The sequence below is a fragment of the Nitrosomonas sp. Nm33 genome (assembly GCF_900107265.1).
In the GTDB taxonomy this organism is placed as follows: Bacteria; Pseudomonadota; Gammaproteobacteria; order Burkholderiales; family Nitrosomonadaceae; genus Nitrosomonas.
The window spans coordinates 1-18,232 of the sequence record NZ_FNPJ01000013.1 but is presented as its reverse complement, the minus strand read 5'-3'; the positions used below and the strand labels follow the sequence as shown (position 1 = coordinate 18,232).

13 protein-coding genes and 1 pseudogene are annotated in these 18,232 nt (G+C 43.2%); 9 read left to right on the top strand and 5 right to left on the bottom strand.

All coding sequences use genetic code 11. The features are described from left to right. Positions 1–4: 4 nt before the first annotated feature. Positions 5–3,115 (bottom strand): type II CRISPR RNA-guided endonuclease Cas9, encoded by a 3,111-nt coding sequence (gene cas9 / locus BLV54_RS04550; protein WP_176969669.1) that lies wholly within the window; start codon positions 3,113–3,115, stop codon positions 5–7. Between the two features lie 529 nt (positions 3,116–3,644). Here cas9 and BLV54_RS04545 point away from each other — a divergent pair. From BLV54_RS04545 to sdhA, 9 genes are all read left to right on the top strand, one after another. Beyond that, a complete protein-coding gene (locus BLV54_RS04545) occupies positions 3,645–4,211 on the top strand; it encodes an anthranilate synthase component II (RefSeq protein ID WP_090568416.1) in 567 nt (188 codons plus the stop codon). A 39-nt stretch (positions 4,212–4,250) separates the two neighbouring features. After that, positions 4,251–5,276 (top strand): anthranilate phosphoribosyltransferase, encoded by a 1,026-nt coding sequence (trpD, locus tag BLV54_RS04540; protein ID WP_090568413.1) that lies wholly within the window; start codon positions 4,251–4,253, stop codon positions 5,274–5,276. A 9-nt stretch (positions 5,277–5,285) separates the two neighbouring features. Further along, entirely contained in the window at positions 5,286–6,179 is an 894-nt protein-coding gene (locus BLV54_RS04535; protein WP_090568411.1) for an indole-3-glycerol phosphate synthase TrpC, read from the top strand. Positions 6,180–6,612: 433 nt separating this feature from the next. Further along, positions 6,613–7,554 carry a PstS family phosphate ABC transporter substrate-binding protein gene (locus BLV54_RS04530; protein ID WP_256329123.1) on the top strand — a complete coding sequence of 314 codons (942 nt, stop codon included), beginning with the start codon at positions 6,613–6,615 and terminating at the stop codon, positions 7,552–7,554. 342 nt (positions 7,555–7,896) lie between these two features. Further along, positions 7,897–9,615 (top strand): OprO/OprP family phosphate-selective porin, encoded by a 1,719-nt coding sequence (locus BLV54_RS04525; protein ID WP_090568403.1) that lies wholly within the window; start codon positions 7,897–7,899, stop codon positions 9,613–9,615. 375 nt (positions 9,616–9,990) lie between these two features. Continuing rightward, a complete protein-coding gene (locus BLV54_RS04520) occupies positions 9,991–11,010 on the top strand; it encodes a PstS family phosphate ABC transporter substrate-binding protein (protein WP_090568400.1) in 1,020 nt (339 codons plus the stop codon). A 132-nt stretch (positions 11,011–11,142) separates the two neighbouring features. Further along, positions 11,143–11,532 (top strand): succinate dehydrogenase, cytochrome b556 subunit, encoded by a 390-nt coding sequence (gene sdhC / locus BLV54_RS04515; RefSeq protein WP_090568397.1) that lies wholly within the window; start codon positions 11,143–11,145, stop codon positions 11,530–11,532. 5 nt (positions 11,533–11,537) lie between these two features. After that, entirely contained in the window at positions 11,538–11,879 is a 342-nt protein-coding gene (sdhD, locus tag BLV54_RS04510; RefSeq protein WP_339389435.1) for a succinate dehydrogenase, hydrophobic membrane anchor protein, read from the top strand. A gap of 1 nt (position 11,880) precedes the next feature. Beyond that, positions 11,881–13,644, top strand: coding sequence for a succinate dehydrogenase flavoprotein subunit (sdhA, locus tag BLV54_RS04505; protein WP_090568391.1), 1,764 nt, complete (start codon positions 11,881–11,883; stop codon positions 13,642–13,644). Positions 13,645–13,808: 164 nt separating this feature from the next. On the opposite strand, the gene ftsB is transcribed toward sdhA, so the two are convergent. The 4 genes and pseudogenes from ftsB to BLV54_RS15440 all read right to left on the bottom strand — a co-directional run. Beyond that, positions 13,809–14,114 carry a cell division protein FtsB gene (ftsB, locus tag BLV54_RS04500; protein ID WP_090568384.1) on the bottom strand — a complete coding sequence of 102 codons (306 nt, stop codon included), beginning with the start codon at positions 14,112–14,114 and terminating at the stop codon, positions 13,809–13,811. Then, positions 14,114–15,397, bottom strand: coding sequence for a phosphopyruvate hydratase (gene eno, locus BLV54_RS04495; protein ID WP_090568380.1), 1,284 nt, complete (start codon positions 15,395–15,397; stop codon positions 14,114–14,116). The genes ftsB and eno overlap by 1 nt, the downstream gene beginning before the upstream one ends. A gap of 146 nt (positions 15,398–15,543) precedes the next feature. After that, a complete protein-coding gene (locus tag BLV54_RS04490) occupies positions 15,544–17,223 on the bottom strand; it encodes a CTP synthase (protein ID WP_090568377.1) in 1,680 nt (559 codons plus the stop codon). A gap of 928 nt (positions 17,224–18,151) precedes the next feature. Next, positions 18,152–18,232 (bottom strand): annotated as a pseudogene (locus BLV54_RS15440) (IS5/IS1182 family transposase); the annotation flags it as partial.

Sequence of the window (18,232 nt, the reverse complement as noted above, 5' to 3'; positions counted from 1 at the left end):
TGAGTTACCCCTTGAAACCGGAATCGCGGAGTTCGCCAATCGGAGAAATGGTGACGCGGCGTGCTTTGGCTGTTTGAAGAGAACCTGCCATTTTGGAAATGTAGGCAAATGAATCTTCTTTATTTCGATTTCTTGCATCAACGTTTGCTTCACATATGTCTGCCATGAATATTTGCCCATTACTACTTAATTTCGCTATTCGCATTGTGCAAGATTGACCGTCAACATCTAAACGAACTGTGTCATCAATCATTAACCGCATTACCAAAGGTTTCCCGCTGATACCCAAAGCCGGATGCCGAAGCTGTGCGGCACCCTGTTCACGCACGAGCTGATAAGCCTCAAAGGTAGAAATAACCTCTCCTTCCCATCTGCCTTTTTCATTGCGAACAATTTCAATGCAGTAGTTGCTGTCACCTTTGTAGCCTTTATAGGGTTTAGGTTTACCATTGGGCAACAAGCCATGGCGTTCTGCAGCTTTTGTATCGGCAATTTCAATGACTTTGAGATTATCTTCAATGTATTCACGCTTACCATCCATCATTTTATGGAAACTGACTTTGCCATTGCCTCGCAAGCCATAAGCTGTGTCATTGTGCATTGCGCCTTCGTGGCTGTGATCCGGCTTGTGGCTAACCCAAATAGCATCAATGGCGCGTTGTACATGCTCTTGGTAGTTTTTCCACGGTGACTCCATGTTGTCCACGAGCCGGTTGAGTTGCTTTTCACGCGCGCTGGCACTGGCTTTTGCGAATTTTTGCAACAAACCCTGATCAGTCACGCCAATTACGCAGGCATCCACCGCGTGGTGGCGGTGGTCATTGCGGTTCTTTTCTCCGTTCAAGCCGAGCACCTTGTTGAGACCAAATTGACTGCGCAGCATGGCGGTTATGCGACCAGGGATGACACGAGTATTGGGGCAAATCAGGTGCAGGTATTCGCGTGCCACTCTGCTTAAATAGCGCGTGTCATTCAGTGCGCGCGGTAGGAATCCCGCATCATCCTTCAGCCAGCGTTTATAACCATCTTCGGCAAAACGATAGCGTTTTTCTTTGCGCATGTTTTCTGCCCTGGCGAGGATATCCGCATAGCTCCAGCCTTGAGCAGCAAAATCTTGCTGTGCTTCCCACGGTGTCCGGTCTCCTTTAACGCGATTGGCTTTACGGAGCGCCACCGTTTTGTTGTTGAGACTGTCATCGAGCGTTTGTGAGAAGGGCAAAATGTGCTCAATTTCCACTTCGTCGCTCAGGAGCATGGTTGCGCTGATCGGTACACCTGAATAAGGGCATTTCCGGTCAGCGACATCAGCACTGAGTTCGATCCATAAAATCATCTTCTCAATGTCGTCGCGACGGATGCCCTCTTCATTAATCTGTAAAATTCTAGCAATTTCAGTGCGTAACCGATTGTTGCGTTGCTGATTTTCAGCTTGCCGCTTATTTTCTTCGCTGCGCTGCTCTTTGCTTTGTTTCAAGTCACGCGCCACCTCGACTATGACTTCGCTGGGATGACCGTAGCGCTTAATGAGCGCGTTTACTGCAAGGCGTACCTGATTTAACCCGATATGCACGGTGGGGTTAGCAATTTTGCCGTATCGTTTTTCGATGGGATCTTCCGGTTTGCCGCTGCCAAATCCAACGTGGCGTTGCAGATATTCACCGTAATAAGGCAATTCCTTGTGAATGTGAAATTCTTTGATCTCACCAGTATCTTGATCAATGCTTTCGATTTTGAACGTGATGCCGGGAATTCCTCTATTTTGATTGAGTTTACTGTGGTGCTCGAAGCCTGCAGCTTGTACCGCCTTGTCGTATGTCACCACATCACGGCGCAGTTCTGGCAGAATTCGTGCTAATGCCTTTGTACCTAAACTGCCATAGCCTTCCGGTAATCCAACATTGGCAATGATTTCAGCACGTTCTTCCTCAATGCCGGTTTCATCTTGCAGCCACTGGATGAGTTTAGCTTCGTTTTCCTCTTTGATTAATTGCATGACAATGGCGTCTTGTTTAGCTTCGTCGAACGCAATCCAAGCCTCACCAAAATGTTCTTTTTTGCCAAGAATGGCGTTGGTGGTATTACCTTTAAGTTCCTCACGTTTCGGATCTTCAAAGTTGAACTGAACTGCACCGCCAACGCCAAGCAATTTCTTAATTTGCGTAAAGGTGCGTTTATTGTTTCTTTCTAGCACAACAATTAGATCATCGCGTTGCTGCAATGTCAGAGGTTCTTCCTTCAAGCCTTCCCGCAGGATACGCAGATTATTAACCTCCTGATACATACGGAAGCGTTGGGTGCTAGGTAATGCTAACGGTGCACGTTCTTCATCGGACATAAAGGTGCAACGCCCAGGTTTGACAGGTTTAAGCGGACGTTGATACAACAATACGTCTTTCAAGTCGGTGTAGGCTGCACTGCTGAATAGGGCTGGATTGAATTCTGCCTGCTTTCTCCATAATTCATTAAACTCATGCTCAATCATGGCGCGGTCAATATAGAGATCGTAATACTTGTCAATTTTTGCCTTGCCATCATCCTTGATAGTTTTGTCTTGGCGGTAGCGAGCGCGAACAGTTTGACCTGCTTGATTGCGTTTGTGCAGCCATTCACCCACGGTGCGGCAGTTTTCTGTTTTCAGTATTTCGCGCAATTTGCTGATAGCGGTTTTTAGCGCACCACTATCAGTATCTTTTTTATCAGTTTTGCGGTTACTCTTGAATCCGCGTCGTTGGTTGATGTGAAACAATACACGGCCAAATTCAGCCGGAGTGAGTGCTTTATCCAATCCATCAGCACGTAATTTATAAGGATTGAGTGTTTCTAGTGCCTTCCGCTGCGCTTCTTCGGCAGGAAAAAAGCCATATTCTATGAGTGTACGCATCATGCGTGCCTTGCGTTTGAGCAGACGATCACGACGACGACGCATGGCGCGGGCTTCTCTGCGGGTTACAGCCAAAGAAGAACCATCTTTCGGATTGCGGCCGTTCGAAAAAATACGCACCCCCGCTTTGATAACCGCACAGGGTCGCTGATTGGCATCTAATCTAATCATCGCCCAGCCCAGTGAAGTTGATCCTAAATCAAGTGCCAGTCGATAGCGCATCTTATGCAGCATGACATATTCCCTATTAAGATTAAGGTATTAGTATGATTTTATTGACTATAATATCTCTCTCTATTAGGATACTCAACATAACAATAGCATATTGGGATTTGTGCTCTGGACGCTAACAAGCTGAAAGATGCACCAAATGATAGGGTCGCTATAGGCGACCCTTTTTATTTCCATCATAGGATTAAAATTGGCAGTTTTGTCAGTTAACTTAGCTGAGAGAATATACCGCAGTAAGCATCCGTTGGCGCGAGGGTAATTCTGTGTCTGTGCAAGGGCAGGAAGATGACGGAAGCAATAATCAGGCAAATACTTGGAGCGTCAATTTGAGTCAAATTCGGATAGATACTTTTAGAAAGAAGCTCGAATAAGAATGCTACCCAATCGATATGTATCCAGACTTACAAATCGTAAATCAAATCTACCAACTTTAGCCGATGGTTATTTAGTCCGTGATAAAATCAGCGTTTAGTAAGCTCATCTGATGTTTACTGCTTCCAACTATTATTACTGAGTTTTATTGATATAAAAAATGCTGCTGATGATCGACAATTACGATTCTTTCACCTATAACCTGGTGCAATATTTTGGTGAATTAGGTGAGGAAGTCGAGGTTTTTCGTAATGATGAGATAACGCTGGAGCGCATTAAACAGCTTCATCCTGACAGAATCGTCATTTCCCCGGGGCCCTGTACGCCCAATGAAGCAGGGATTTCCTTGTCATTACTTAGAGATTACGGTGGGCAGGTTCCGACGCTGGGTGTATGCCTGGGTCACCAGAGTATCGGTCAGGCTTTTGGAGGACGAATCGTTCACGCCAAACAACTCATGCATGGGAAAACCTCGCAGATTTTTCATCATGATGTGGGGGTGTTTCGAGGTTTGCCCAATCCGTTTATAGCGACGCGCTATCATTCTCTCGTGATCGAGCGTGAAAGTTTGCCGGATTGCCTGGAGATTACTGCCTGGACTGAGGATGGTGAAATTATGGGTGTACGCCATAAAACACTACCGATCGAGGGCGTGCAGTTTCACCCAGAGTCGATTTTGAGCGAGCATGGGCACCAATTACTCAGAAATTTTCTGGTTGGCGGGTAACAATCAGATATCTAATTCTTTCATAAAGCCATTTAATCTGTGAACCCACAAGCGATATTGGCTCGCCTGATCGAGCAACGGGAAATTCCATACGATGACATGCTAACACTGATGCGGCAGATCATGCTTGGTGAAATATCGCCGCTATTGATTGCTGCCATCATTGCAGGGTTGCGGGTAAAAAAAGAAACCATCGAAGAAATTGCTGCCGCAGCCCAAGTGATGCGTGAATTTGCTACCCGAGTTGACGTGTCGGATTTAACGCATTTGGTTGATACTTGTGGAACGGGTGGGGATGCTTCCCATACCTTCAATGTATCAACTGCATCGACTTTTGTTGCTGCTGCAGCGGGCGCACAGGTGGCCAAACATGGGGGGCGTTCAGTTTCCAGCAAATCGGGCAGCGCGGATGTGCTCGAAGCCGTCGGGGTCAATCTGAATCAAACCCCTCAGCAAATCGCTCAGTCTATTGATCAAATCGGTGTCGGTTTCATGTTTGCGCCTAATTTTCATACTGCGATGAAGCATGCTGCCCCCGTTCGGCGTGAATTGGGGGTACGCACATTATTCAATATTCTGGGGCCACTTACTAATCCTGCCGGTGCCAAAAATCAGTTATTAGGTGTATTTGACGCGAGGCTAGTCAGTATCATTGCACGTGTGCTACAACGCCTGGGCAGTCATCACGTTATGGTTATACACGGTTATGATGGTCTGGATGAGATCACGATTACCGGGGAAACAAGAGTGGGTGAGCTTAAGCAAGGTGAAATTTATGAATATACGATCGAGCCAGAGGATTTTGGTATTGCCAGTGCACCGATTGAAACCATTAAAGTAACCGATCTAGCCCATGCCAAAGAAATGCTGCTAGCTGTGCTGGATAATCAGTCCGGACCAGCGAGAGACATTGTTTTATTGAACGCAGGCGCAGCCATTTATGTAGCAGGAATCACAGCATCGCTTGCCGAGGGAATCGAAAAAGCCCGTAGCGTTCTCGCAAGTGGTGCAGCCATGAAAAAAATGCAGGATTTAATCGCCTTTTCCCATCATCAAAGTAGTTAGGATTCAAGCATGTCTGATATTCTGAATAAAATTCTTACCGTTAAAGTTCAGGAAATAGCCGCTGCCAGAGCATCAAAGCCGTTAGCGGCGATGGAGACAGAGTCTCAAGCAGCGACTGCACCGCGTGATTTTGTTGGCGCTATTCGCACCAAAATTGATCAGGGATTACCTGCTGTGATCGCTGAAATAAAACAGGCGAGTCCGAGCAAAGGATTGTTGCGTGGACGGGTCAAGTCAGCGATGACGTCGTCTGACTTGACCATGGGAAATACACTTGGCACTGAGATCGAGGGGTTTGATCCGGCGGAGATTGCGGCAAGTTATGCCAGGCATGGCGCTGCTTGCCTGTCCATTTTGACAGATAGACAATTCTTCATGGGGAGCACAGATTATCTCAAACAGGCGCGTACGGCCTGTGAGCTACCGGTGTTGCGCAAAGATTTCATTTTGGATGATTATCAGGTATTCGAATCCCGTGCCATGGGTGCGGATTGTATTTTGCTGATTGTTTCCGCTTTTCTGCTGTTTCCTTATCCTAATGAAAAGCATGCAGCCGATCCACTTGCACGCATGCGTCAACTTGAGTTTCTTGCGCATTCACTTGGTATGGCGGTACTGGTTGAAGTGCACGATGCAGACGAACTCGAGCTTGCCTTGCAACTGTCCACACCGCTGATTGGTATTAACAATCGCAATTTACGTACTTTTGAGACACACCTGGATACGACCTTGCAGCTGCTAGAACAAATTTCAGCGGAGAAAATTGTCGTTACTGAGAGTGGTATCAAAACACGTGATGATGTCACTTTGATGCAGGCGCATCAGGTGAATACATTTTTAGTAGGGGAAACATTCATGCGCGCGGACGATCCCGGAGTAGAGTTGGAACGCCTGTTTTTCTAAGCCAGGTTTGCATAAGTGGTTCACATGTTTTGTGCCGATCAAGAATGTGAGCAACATACTATTTTGTCGGCGCACTCTGCCGGATAGTGATTTGTGAAGGTGAGAGCTGAACTCATTCCATTGTTCAATCAAATCTGATTTTGCCGGCTTCCCCTTTCCGTATTATTTATACTGTTTTCGGCTTGCTTCCGCGCCATTTTTGATTTGAAAATGGAATAACTTCCTTCGATTGAACAATCTAATAAATAAATTAAGCTTTAGAGTAGCTTGTCACAATTCTGCAATATTCATCAACTAGTATTCGTTACTCATTTAATTTTGCCCAGGCGATGTCATTAATTTGTAGAGCTAATTACGTATGGAGGAATTCACTTTGAAATCACATATACTCAAAATTACCCCTTTCGTTATAGTCTTAACTATGGCGATTACTATGAATGGTCAAGTCAATGCCAATCCAACTGTAACGATTGATGGCTCTAGTACTGTTTATCCCATTACAGAAGCGGTTGCGGAAGATTTTCAGAAAGCTAAAAAAGGCGGGGTTCGGGTAACAGTAGGAATATCGGGGACAGGGGGTGGTTTTAAGAAATTTTGTCGAGGAGAAATTCATATCGTCAATGCTTCGAGACCGATCCAGCATTCTGAAATGGAAGCTTGCAAAGCAGCGGGTGTTCAGTATATAGAAATGCCCATTGCGTTTGATGCCTTAACAGTAGCAATTAATCCCCATAATACATGGAGCAAAACGATAACAGTTGCCGAGTTGAAAAAGATATGGGAGCCATCGGCACAGGGGAAAATAACCAAGTGGAATCAAGTTAATCCAGCATGGCCTAATGAGAAAATCAAGTTATTTGGCGCAGGTGCGGATTCTGGTACATTCGATTATTTTACAGAAGCAATTGTTGGCAAGGCAAAATCGAGTCGTGGTGATTTTACTGCTTCTGAAGATGATAACGTGCTCGTACAAGGTATAGCTACTGATAAGTACAGTCTTGGTTTCTTTGGTTTTGCTTATTACACTGAGAACAAGAAGAAAGTAAATGCTGCTGCGATAGATAATGGTAAGGGTGGTGTTATTCCTTCAGCAGAAACAGTAGAAAATGGAAGCTATCAACCTTTATCCCGCCCAATCTTTATCTATGTAAACGCCAAGGCAGCAGATAAGTCTGAAGTGAATGAATTGGTAGATTTTTACATGAAAAATGCACCTGCTCTTGTAAAAGAAGTCAAATACTTTCCTCTGCCGGCAGAGGTTTATCAGTTGAACCTGGATCACCTTAAGCAAAGAAAAGTGGGTACCGTTTTTGGTGGCGAGAGCAAATTAGATCTCAGAATTGATGAAGTGGTAAAACTAGAAAGACGATTATAGAATAAATAGCCTCCGGCAAAGCCGGAGGCTATTTTGATTAGTTTCTCAATTGTCGATAGCAGGGCTTAAAAGCTTGTTTTCTCAGGCACTATCCTCCGTGTGATTTGTACTATATCCAGGTCACACCTTTATTCCGATCTCCTCTAGCCTATTTTATCTTTCCAGTTGAATTCTCTTCATTGAGAACGAATTTTCAATTCTTTAGATTCTAGCAATTTTACTGACTTGCTAAGCCTCATTAAAGAAATGTCATATATGTCATGAAATTGTAATAATGTCATAAAACTGTAATACTATTTTATTACCATGCTGCCCTTAAGGACATCTCATTAAGGACAGAACATGAAAATATTCAAACATGCTCTAGCATTCTCTTTTGCTTTGAGTGCCGGAGTTATTTCAGATGCAATTGCGTTGGAGCTTTATGTTGATACCGAGACCAAGCAAATTTTTGCTGAGCCAGGACCTGGCCGGGTACTTTTAGGTACTTTCGTAAAAGCTGAGGATATACCTCCAAAAACAGAAACACCGAAAGTACTATCAGCACCATCGCAGACTTCAGCAGAACCATCGAGAAAAACTGAGTCGGCTGAATTAGCTCCAGCCCGTAAGGACCAAACGACGGAAGTGGCGGATAAAGCTACGACTGAGCGTCTTTCTAACCAAATCTCAGTACTCGAGGAACGTGTCAAGGAAGCCGAGAAAGTTCACATGGATTTTGATGATCGAGGTTTGCATTTTAAAACCAAGGACGGTAATTTCTCATTTGCAGTAAATGGACGTATCCAGCCTGCTGCAGAATACAATTTTATCAATGAACCCAATCCTCCTATTGGTAGCAATACACCCAATGAATTGAATAGTGGCGCAACTATCCGCCGTGCACGTCTTGGTGTTGAAGGTACTTTCTTTAAAGTATGGGATTATAAATTGGAGTACGATTTTAGCCGTGGCAATGGCACGGTAGCAGCCGGGATTACTGATGCCTTCGTACGATTTAATCACACCGATGCATTGTCATACAAAATTGGTTCATTCAAAGAACCGTTCAGCTTGGAAGAAGCTGCCAGTAACCGTTTTTTAACTTTTATTGAACGCCATATGGCAGTTAACGCTTTCATTGATAATCCTAATGTGTATAAAACTGGTATTGGTGTCAATTATGCGGTTCCGCGCTGGCAGACTGGGATCGCTTTTCAAACAGAACCTATTGGTGCGGGGAATTCGGCTAATACCTCGGTTAACGCCAACGGTAATCAGAACCGCAATAATGGCTCTGGTGACACCGGCTGGACAGCTATCGGTCGTATAACAGGCAGGCCGTGGATGGAAGATGACACCAAATTCTTGCACGTAGGTATCTCTGCAGGACACACTACGGTCAATACGCAGTTCCGAGCTGACGGCACTATGGTTGGAGAGGGATCAACTAGCGGCGGCGGTATGTCATTTGTTGGATTCCTTGGAACAAACGTAGATCGTACCAGTGTTCTGAATACTGGAAACCTGAGTAATGGTGCACTAACCGATCCAAATCGCCGCCAGATCACCAGTTTCGATCGCTATGGGGCAGAATCCTGGTTAGTTTATGGCCCTTTTTCCGCTCAAGCTGAATTTTTACGTACCAATATCAATGGTGTCGGTTATGACAATGAGCATTTGACTGGCTACTACGGTTTTGTAAGCTATTTCCTGACCGGTGAATCCAAAGCTTACCATGTCAGAAACGGTGCAGCAAACCGGATTAAGCCCAAGAAACCATTTCACTGGAATCTTTCAGGCTTGGGTGCGTGGGAGGTCGCTGCTGGCTATGATTTTATTGACATGAACTCGGGTGTAATTAGAGGTGGTCGAGCTTCAATGTTCAGATTTGCCTTAAATTGGTATCCTCATTCGAATGTCAAATTTCAGAACAATATGGTCTATTTGCTAGATATCGACACATCTGGAACTCCAACTACAAATACTCGAGGCTACTCCGGTGGTGCAGGCGCACGAACCCACGGATGGGATAATGGTGGTTTTGCAGCATTCCTATCACAGATTACAGTCGATTTTTAACCGAGTGTAAAGAAAACAAGATGTTAAGGTTTTCCACACGCCGAGAATAGAGGGCTATTTCCTGAATTCTCGGCAGTGTAATGAGGAATAGGAGTGTTCTGAATCTAAACCGGCAATTTATTGTGCAGTGAGCTGGTAATAGTGATGATATATATAAACTCTAATGTTTCCAAAACTATATCGCACTTATTCGCATTTATTTAAAAAAACCAGTTTCTGATTGATGAAGAGTATAGTAATTTATGTTCTGATCGATCAGAAACAAGCGGATATGATCAAAGTCTAGAAATATGTATTAACATTCTTATACACATAGTACCGAAACTGCTCTAAGGTAAGCTACTCTAAGCGGTATCTCAAACAAAGGAGGATAAAATGTTACAAGTACACACTCTTAAGGTGCTGAGTATGCTTATCTTAATGAGTGCTTTAATCGGTGCTGCCGATATTGTAAGTGCTCAGTCAATTATCAAAATAGATGGCTCCAGCACCGTTTATCCCATTACCAAAGCGGTAGCAAAGAATTTTCAGGTAGCTAAGAAAGATGTTGTCAAAGTGATGGTTAATATCTCTAGTAGCGGTGACGGCTTCAACAAATTCTGCCGCGGTGAAATAGATATCGTGAATGCTTCCCGCCCTATCCTGGAAAATGAAATGGCAGAGTGCAAAAATTCCCGCGTGAAATTCGTAGAGATACCCGTTGCTTTTGATGCAATAACCGTGGCTGTTAATCCGGATAACAATTGGAGTACAACCGTGACTGTCGCACAATTGAAGAAAATATGGGAACCAATTGCCCAGGGTAGAATTACCAAATGGAACCAAATAAACCCGGCATGGCCAAATGAAGATTTCAAACTTTTTGGAGCTGATTCAGCATCTGGCACTTTTGATTACTTTACCAAGGCTATCGTTGGCAAGTCAAAATTAAGCCGTGGCGATTATGTTGAATCCGAGGATGACAACGTATTAGTGGAGGGGGTGGCAAACAATAAGAATGGATTGGGTTTCTTCGGTTTTCACTATTACATCGAGAATCAGGATAAAGTTAAAGCCGTTGCGATAGATAGCGGTAATGGTGGTGTTTTGCCATCTGTTGAAACAGTTGAGAACGGAAGTTACCAACCTCTATCCCGTCCTATTTTTATTTATGTAAGTATCAAGGCAGCAGAGAAACCTGAAGTGAGAGAGTTTGTTGAGTTTTATATGAAGAATGCTCTTCTTCAGGTAAAAAAAGCCAAATCCTTCCCATTACCACCGTCAGCCTACCGAACCATGTTAGAGCACTTCAATAATAAAAGATCGGGAACTGTATTTAATGGCAGGCCAGCAATCGGCCTTACGATTGATGATTTGATCAGACGCGAGGGTCGTACGGAATTCGAGCATTATTAAGATAGTCATCAGAACAAATCTTAAATGATGATTTGGCATTGTATGACACGGAATAACAGATTAAACTAAAATCTGTAAAGATTTGTTAGTGTTGTCAATTATCTAAAAACAACATGGTCCATTACTTATTCTATGGAAACAAAATTTCAGAGAAAGCGGCCAAAATATCTTAATCTCTTTAAGATTAAGCAGCCGTTGCCAGCGCAGGTTTCCATCCTGCATCGTATAAGCGGTGTATTATTGTTTTTTCCGGGTATTCCATTGTTACTTTGCAGCTTGCAAATGCTATTAGGTTCGCCTGAGGGTTTTACTGAGTTACAACTGATACTGGTTAATCCATTTGTGAAATGGGCCTTATTACTGCCAGTATGGTTTTTTATGCATCATTTTTGCGCAGGCATTCGTTATCTGGCGCTGGATTTACATTATGGTATTTCCCTGGAACAAGCGCGTTTGAGTAGTAAGATTGTATTCATAATGGGTTTTATCCTGACAGTGCTGATGGGAGCTTTATTATGGTAAAAGATATGAATCGTATTATAAGCGGCGCTCATTATGGTTTGCGGGATTGGTTAATCCAGCGCGTTACAGCAGTATTGATGGTAGTTTATGTATTACTATTAGCCTTCCTGTTCGCTTTCTATCCAATTTCTGATTATGCAGCGTTGAAATCGCTATTTACCAGTCAGTGGGTGAGAATAGCTTCTTTTTTATTTTTTATAAGCCTTTGTTGGCATGCTTGGGTAGGTATGCGTAATGTATTTATGGATTATATTCATGCCACAATTATTCGTCTAACGTTGCATATCGCAGTTATCATTTCCTTGTTTTTCTATCTTATCTGGTTTGCTGAAATTCTGTGGAGTTAACGTGAACATCCCGAAACGAAAATTTGATGTGGTGATTGTTGGTTCAGGCGGAGCAGGGATGCGGGCTGCGCTGCAATTATCAGAAGCTGGTTTAAAAGTAGCCGTTCTATCTAAGGTTTTCCCCACTCGTTCACATACAGTTGCTGCACAAGGCGGTATTGCTGCCTCCCTGGGTAATGTCACCGAGGATAATTGGCATTGGCATATGTATGATACCGTAAAGGGATCTGATTACCTCGGTGATCAGGATGCAATTGAATTCATGTGTCGGCAGGCTCCCGAGGTTGTTTACGAGCTCGAACATTACGGTATGCCATTTGATCGATTGGAGAATGGCAAAATTTACCAGCGTCCTTTTGGCGGGCACTCACGGAATTTTGGGGAGACGCAGGCAACACGATCTTGTGCAGTGGCTGATCGCACAGGTCATGCCATGCTGCATACACTTTATCAGCGTAATGTGAGTGCAAACACCCAGTTTTTTGTAGAGTGGATGGCGTTAGATCTCTTGCGGGATGAGCAAGGTGATGTACTTGGTGTAACCGCGCTGGAAATGGAAACTGGCGAGGTCATGATTCTTCAAGCCAGGGCGACTTTATTTGCCACAGGCGGGGCTGGCCGCATTTTTCAGGCGAGTACGAATGCCTTTATTAATACGGGTGATGGTCTGGCTATGGCTGCGCGTGCCGGCGTCCCGCTGCAAGATATGGAATTTTGGCAGTTTCATCCAACTGGTTTGTATGGAGTAGGGGTGCTGATTAGTGAAGCCGTGCGGGGGGAAGGGGGGTATCTGCTCAATAAGGACGGTGAGCGTTTCATGGAACGTTATGCACCGCATGCCAAGGATCTGGCGAGTCGCGACGTAGTATCGCGTGCTATGACAACCGAAATAAAAGAGGGCCGAGGTTTTGGCCCAAATGCTGATCACCTTTTATTGAAGCTCGATCATCTTGGTGCCGAGGTGATCAAATCACGCTTACCCGGAATACGTGAGATAGCAATCAAGTTTGTGCATGTAGATCCCATTGAACAACCTATCCCTGTTGTTCCGACGGCTCATTATATGATGGGCGGGATTCCTACTAATCTCTACGGTCAAGTCGTTGCGCCTTATAAAACAGGGCCAGAAGAAGCTGTGCCAGGCTTTTACGCGATAGGCGAGTGTGCTTGCGTCTCTGTGCATGGAGCAAATCGTTTGGGCACTAATTCGTTACTGGACCTTATCGTCTTTGGGCGAGCAGCAGGTAATCAAATTATTGAAGATTTGAAACGAAATTCCCAATACAAACAACTCCCTTCCGACATTGCCGATAAGACACTCGCAAGATTGGCACGTTTGGATAACCAGAAAGACGGAGAGAGTGTTGCCCAAGTAGGTGATCTATTACGAAAAACCATGCAGACATATTGTGGTGTATTTCGTTTTGCTGACATGCTGAAGGAAGGGGTAGAAAAAATCAGTGAAATCGCCAAACATGTTGCGCAAACGGAAATCAAGGACAAAAGTAAAATATTCAATACTGCCCGAGTTGAAGCATTAGAACTCGATAATCTGATTGAAGTTGCAACGGCAACCATAGTATCAGCTGAAGCTCGTCGTGAAAGTCGTGGTGCGCATGCCAGGGATGATTTTCCTGAGCGGAACGATGACAAATGGCTCAAGCACACTTTATTTTTCAGGGAAAATCATCGTATTGACTACAAACCGGTCCGGCTGAAGCCTTTGACAGTAAGCTCATTTCCGCCTAAAGCAAGAACTTATTAACAATAACTTTAATAAGTTGGTCAAAGTTAACTAATAGATTATTTAGCTCGTGTTATGCTTACTGTGGCGTCCTTTTGATTAAAGGATAAACATGCTCTTATTTGTTTTCTGGCACGTGATGGGATCATTCCTGAATAACCAATCATAATCCCAATAATCACGTTCTATTGTCTTCCTATTTGTGAGCTGCTCTCTTCATTGCTCTCTAAGATTTGAAAAAAAACCTCATCTCCCCGTATCATGCCCAATTCATTCCGGACAAGCTCTTCAATGGCATCGAGCCCTTTCTTGAGATCATTAACTTCAGCTTCCAGAACAGTATTTCGATTTAGTAATTTCTGATTAGTTTGGCGCTGAATAGCAATTTGCTGGTCTATTTCAAATACATTCAGCCAACTTCCTTTGCCAAACCACAATGGATATTGCGCCAGAATGATCAGTACGAGAAGCGTGACAGCCAGTTTCTTCATTACTTTAGTTGATAGTAAGCTCTCCGCCCCGGATATTTAGCCGTTTCACCAAGATCTTCTTCAATGCGCAATAATTGATTATATTTTGCCAAACGATCAGAACGAGAAAGCGAGCCAGTTTTAATTTGCAGTGCGTTTGTTGCGACCGCAATATCAGCAATGGTGGTATCTTCAGTTTCTCCCGAGCGATGAGATATCACGGCAGTGTAACCAGCACACTTAGCCGTTTCGATTGCAGACAAAGTTTCAGTAAGCGTGCCAATTTGATTGACTTTAATCAAAATTGAATTAGCAACACCGCGTGCGATTCCTTCTTTTAGAATTTTTGTATTAGTAACGAATACATCATCTCCAACGAGTTGCACTAATTTGCCTAGCTTATTAGTAAGTAGCTCCCAGCCATCCCAATCATGCTCGCTCATACCATCTTCAATACTGATGATTGGATATTTGTCTACCCAGCTAGCAAGATAATCGACAAATTGAGCTGAAGTAAAACTCAGTCCTTCTGATTCTATATGATATTTCCCATCCTTATAAAACTCTGAACTGGCACAGTCGACACCAATTGCTACATCGGAACCAGGTAAATAACCTGCCTGATCAATAGCTTGTACAATAAGTTTAAGTGCTTCTTCATTATTCATGAGATTGGGGGCAAACCCTCCCTCATCGCCGACAGTTGTTGACATATTTTTTTTATTTATGAGTGTCTTGAGTGTACTAAATATCTCAGCGCCACACCGGACCGCCTCGCGAAAACTTTGCATGCCTAATGGGATAATCATGAATTCTTGCATATTCAGATTATTATTAGCATGGGCGCCACCGTTGATCAAATTCATCATAGGCACCGGCAGTGACATTGCGCCAACACCTCCCAAATAACGGTATAGCGGTAGACCAGATTCCTCAGCCGCTGCCTTGGCTACCGCCAATGAAACAGCAAGAATTGCGTTAGCACCTAACCTTGATTTGTTTTCGCTACCATCAAGATCTATCAGAGTCTGGTCGATGAAAGATTGCTCTACTGCATCAAGCCCCATAATAGTTTCTGAGATCTCGGTGTTAATATTTTCAACAGCTTTTAATACACCTTTCCCTGAGTAGCGTTGTTTGTCTTCATCACGTAATTCTACTGCCTCTTTAGTGCCAACAGATGCACCTGAAGGAACCGATGCGCGTCCAAGCACACCAGATTCAAGTAATACATCTGCTTCAATGGTCGGGTTGCCACGGGAATCTAAAATTTCACGGGCGATTACATCCACTATTGCACTCATGCGACTTTCCTTGTAGTTATTTCACTCAAATATTGTTGTTAAATTATTTACATCTAGACAAACAATCATTTTTTATAATTTGATTGTTTGTGAAAGGTTAGGTAGATAAACTGAATAAATGAATATATAAAACACATTGTAACGATTCAAATTGAATTTTTTATTTCAGCGCTACTTTTTATTTCTGAACTGGTGCGTTTGTTGGCAAAGTCAATAGCAGCTTTAACATAAGCTTTGAATAGGGGATGCCCCATTCTAGGTGTAGAAGTAAATTCCGGATGAAACTGGCAGGCAACAAACCAGGGATGCTCACTTTGTGATAATTCGACCATTTCACATAAATTTTCTTCGGCAGATAAGCCGCTTATGTGTAGTCCTGCTTGCTCCAATTGAGGAATAAATTCTGCATTGACTTCGTAGCGATGGCGATGACGTTCAATGATTTTGTCTGCTCCATAAATCTTTCTTGCTAGCGAATCTTCTTTAAGTATGCATTCCTGTCCGCCTAGACGCATGGTTCCTCCTAGATCCGTCTTTGCTGTACGTTTCTCAAGGCGACCCTCGCGCGTACGCCACTCAGTGATTAATCCTAGAACAGGATAAGGGGTGGTAGGATTGAATTCCGTACTATGCGCATCTTCCATTTTAAGCACGTTGCGTGCATATTCGATCACAGCTAGCTGCATACCAAGGCATATACCCAGATAAGGAATTCGATGGATACGGGCGTAGTAAATAGCTTTTATTTTTCCTTCAACTCCACGTTTACCAAATCCGCCAGGAACCAGAATGGCATCCTTGCCAACGAGACAATCCGTACCATTTTTCTCGATATCTTCTGAATCGATATAGCATATGTTTATCTTGCTGCAAGCATGAATGCCAGCATGTATCAGCGCTTCTGATAGGGATTTATAAGATTCAGTCAGATCGACATATTTTCCTACTAAAGCAATCGTTACTTCGTATTTAGGGTGCTCTAATGCATAAACCAGTTTTTTCCAGACTGAGAGATCGGCTGATTTGGCAAGTATATTCAGTTTGTGACAGATGATTTCATCCAACATTTGTTCATGCAGCAATGCAGGTATTTTGTAAATGCTGTCGACATCAATCACTGAGATGACAGCTTCTTCCTTGACATTGGTGAACATAGCAATTTTGCGTCGTTCTTCTTGTGGAAGCATACGATCGGCACGACAGAGCAATACATCAGGTTGTATCCCAATCTCTCTTAGCTCTTTTACTGAATGTTGTGTTGGTTTGGTTTTTAATTCTCCAGCTGACCCAATATAGGGTAATAAGGTCAAGTGAATAAAGCACGTATCATGGGGTGGAAGCTGCACTCCCATTTGCCTGATTGCTTCCAAAAAGGGCAAAGATTCAATATCGCCAACGGTGCCACCAATTTCTACAATAGCCACTTGGGCATCATTTACGCCATTACGGATAAAAAGTTTGATTTCATCGGTAATATGGGGAATAACTTGTACTGTGCCACCAAGATAGTCTCCTCGTCGCTCTTTACGAATTACACTTTCATAGATTTGACCAGTCGTAAAATTATTGCGTTTAGTCATCTTCGTGCTGATAAAACGCTCATAATGTCCTAGATCGAGATCAGTTTCTGCACCATCATCAGTAACAAAAACTTCTCCGTGTTGAAATGGATTCATCGTGCCAGGATCTACGTTGATATAAGGATCCAGTTTTAGCATGGTAACTTTAATACCACGATTTTCCAGAAGGGCTGCTAATGAAGCTGCGGCAATACCTTTACCTAAGGAAGATACTACACCGCCAGTCACAAAGACATACTTGGTCATGGGGGGCAATGTTAACTCAAAAAGGACGCAATGGAAACCCTGAATAAAAGCTCTTATTGAAAGCTTTAGAGCAATTACACAGGTCTGTTTGGGGTTTCTGTAAAATTGAACTGATTGGAAGCATATAGTTCCGAATTAATGATCTGAAGTGAAAGCAAAAATGTTTAGCGATTGAGAAAAATTTATACGGAAATTTTTGCAAACATGGTGTAACTATTGCATAAATGATCTAATGAAGCAGAAATATCGTAACGCTCTTTTACTTAATGAAATGAGGATCTATTTTGTTTACGTTTAGGCTTAAAACATTTTGATTCGCTAAATCAGAAGTGTGAGTAGATTCAATGTTATTTCTGTAATCGCTATGGAGCGATATTTGAAATGACTATTATAGCGTCGTTGATAATACCCGTGGTATCAAAGTTTATCAGCCTGCCTGTACTGATCACCTGAGTTCGAGAGCCAATCTGCAGCTTTACCTGATCTTCTGCAATTGCGCTTTTACTTTCTGGTGTTATCCCATTTCTAAATCAAACCTGACTTTGTCAGCTTCACCTTGCCGTATTATTTATACTGTCTGCGGTTCGCCTTCGTGTCATCTTTGATTTGGAAATGGAATTATAACGTGTGCACAAGTTCTTGATACATGTATTACTCAGAGTAACTTCCAATTTGTTACTAATTTTTTTCTGGGCAGTTTCCGCGTCAAAATAAGCTTCTCCACATAGGAACTCGATTTGGATGAGCTCATTTTTTATGACTACTGAGCTGTATCCAAATCAATAGAAATTTCTGAGATAACCTTGATGATTAGATGCTGCTCAACGGCTGTTTTATATAATCAGACAGCAGTTGGGAATAATGTAGCCCAGAAAGCTTGCAGCTATTGTTAGCAGTAATGAGTAGTATGCTACGGTCTGTTGACATTTCACACAGGTAGCCACAGATACCCGCATGCCATGGCAACCATACTTTCATAATTTCTCTTTAGTTTGTCGTATCGTGTTGC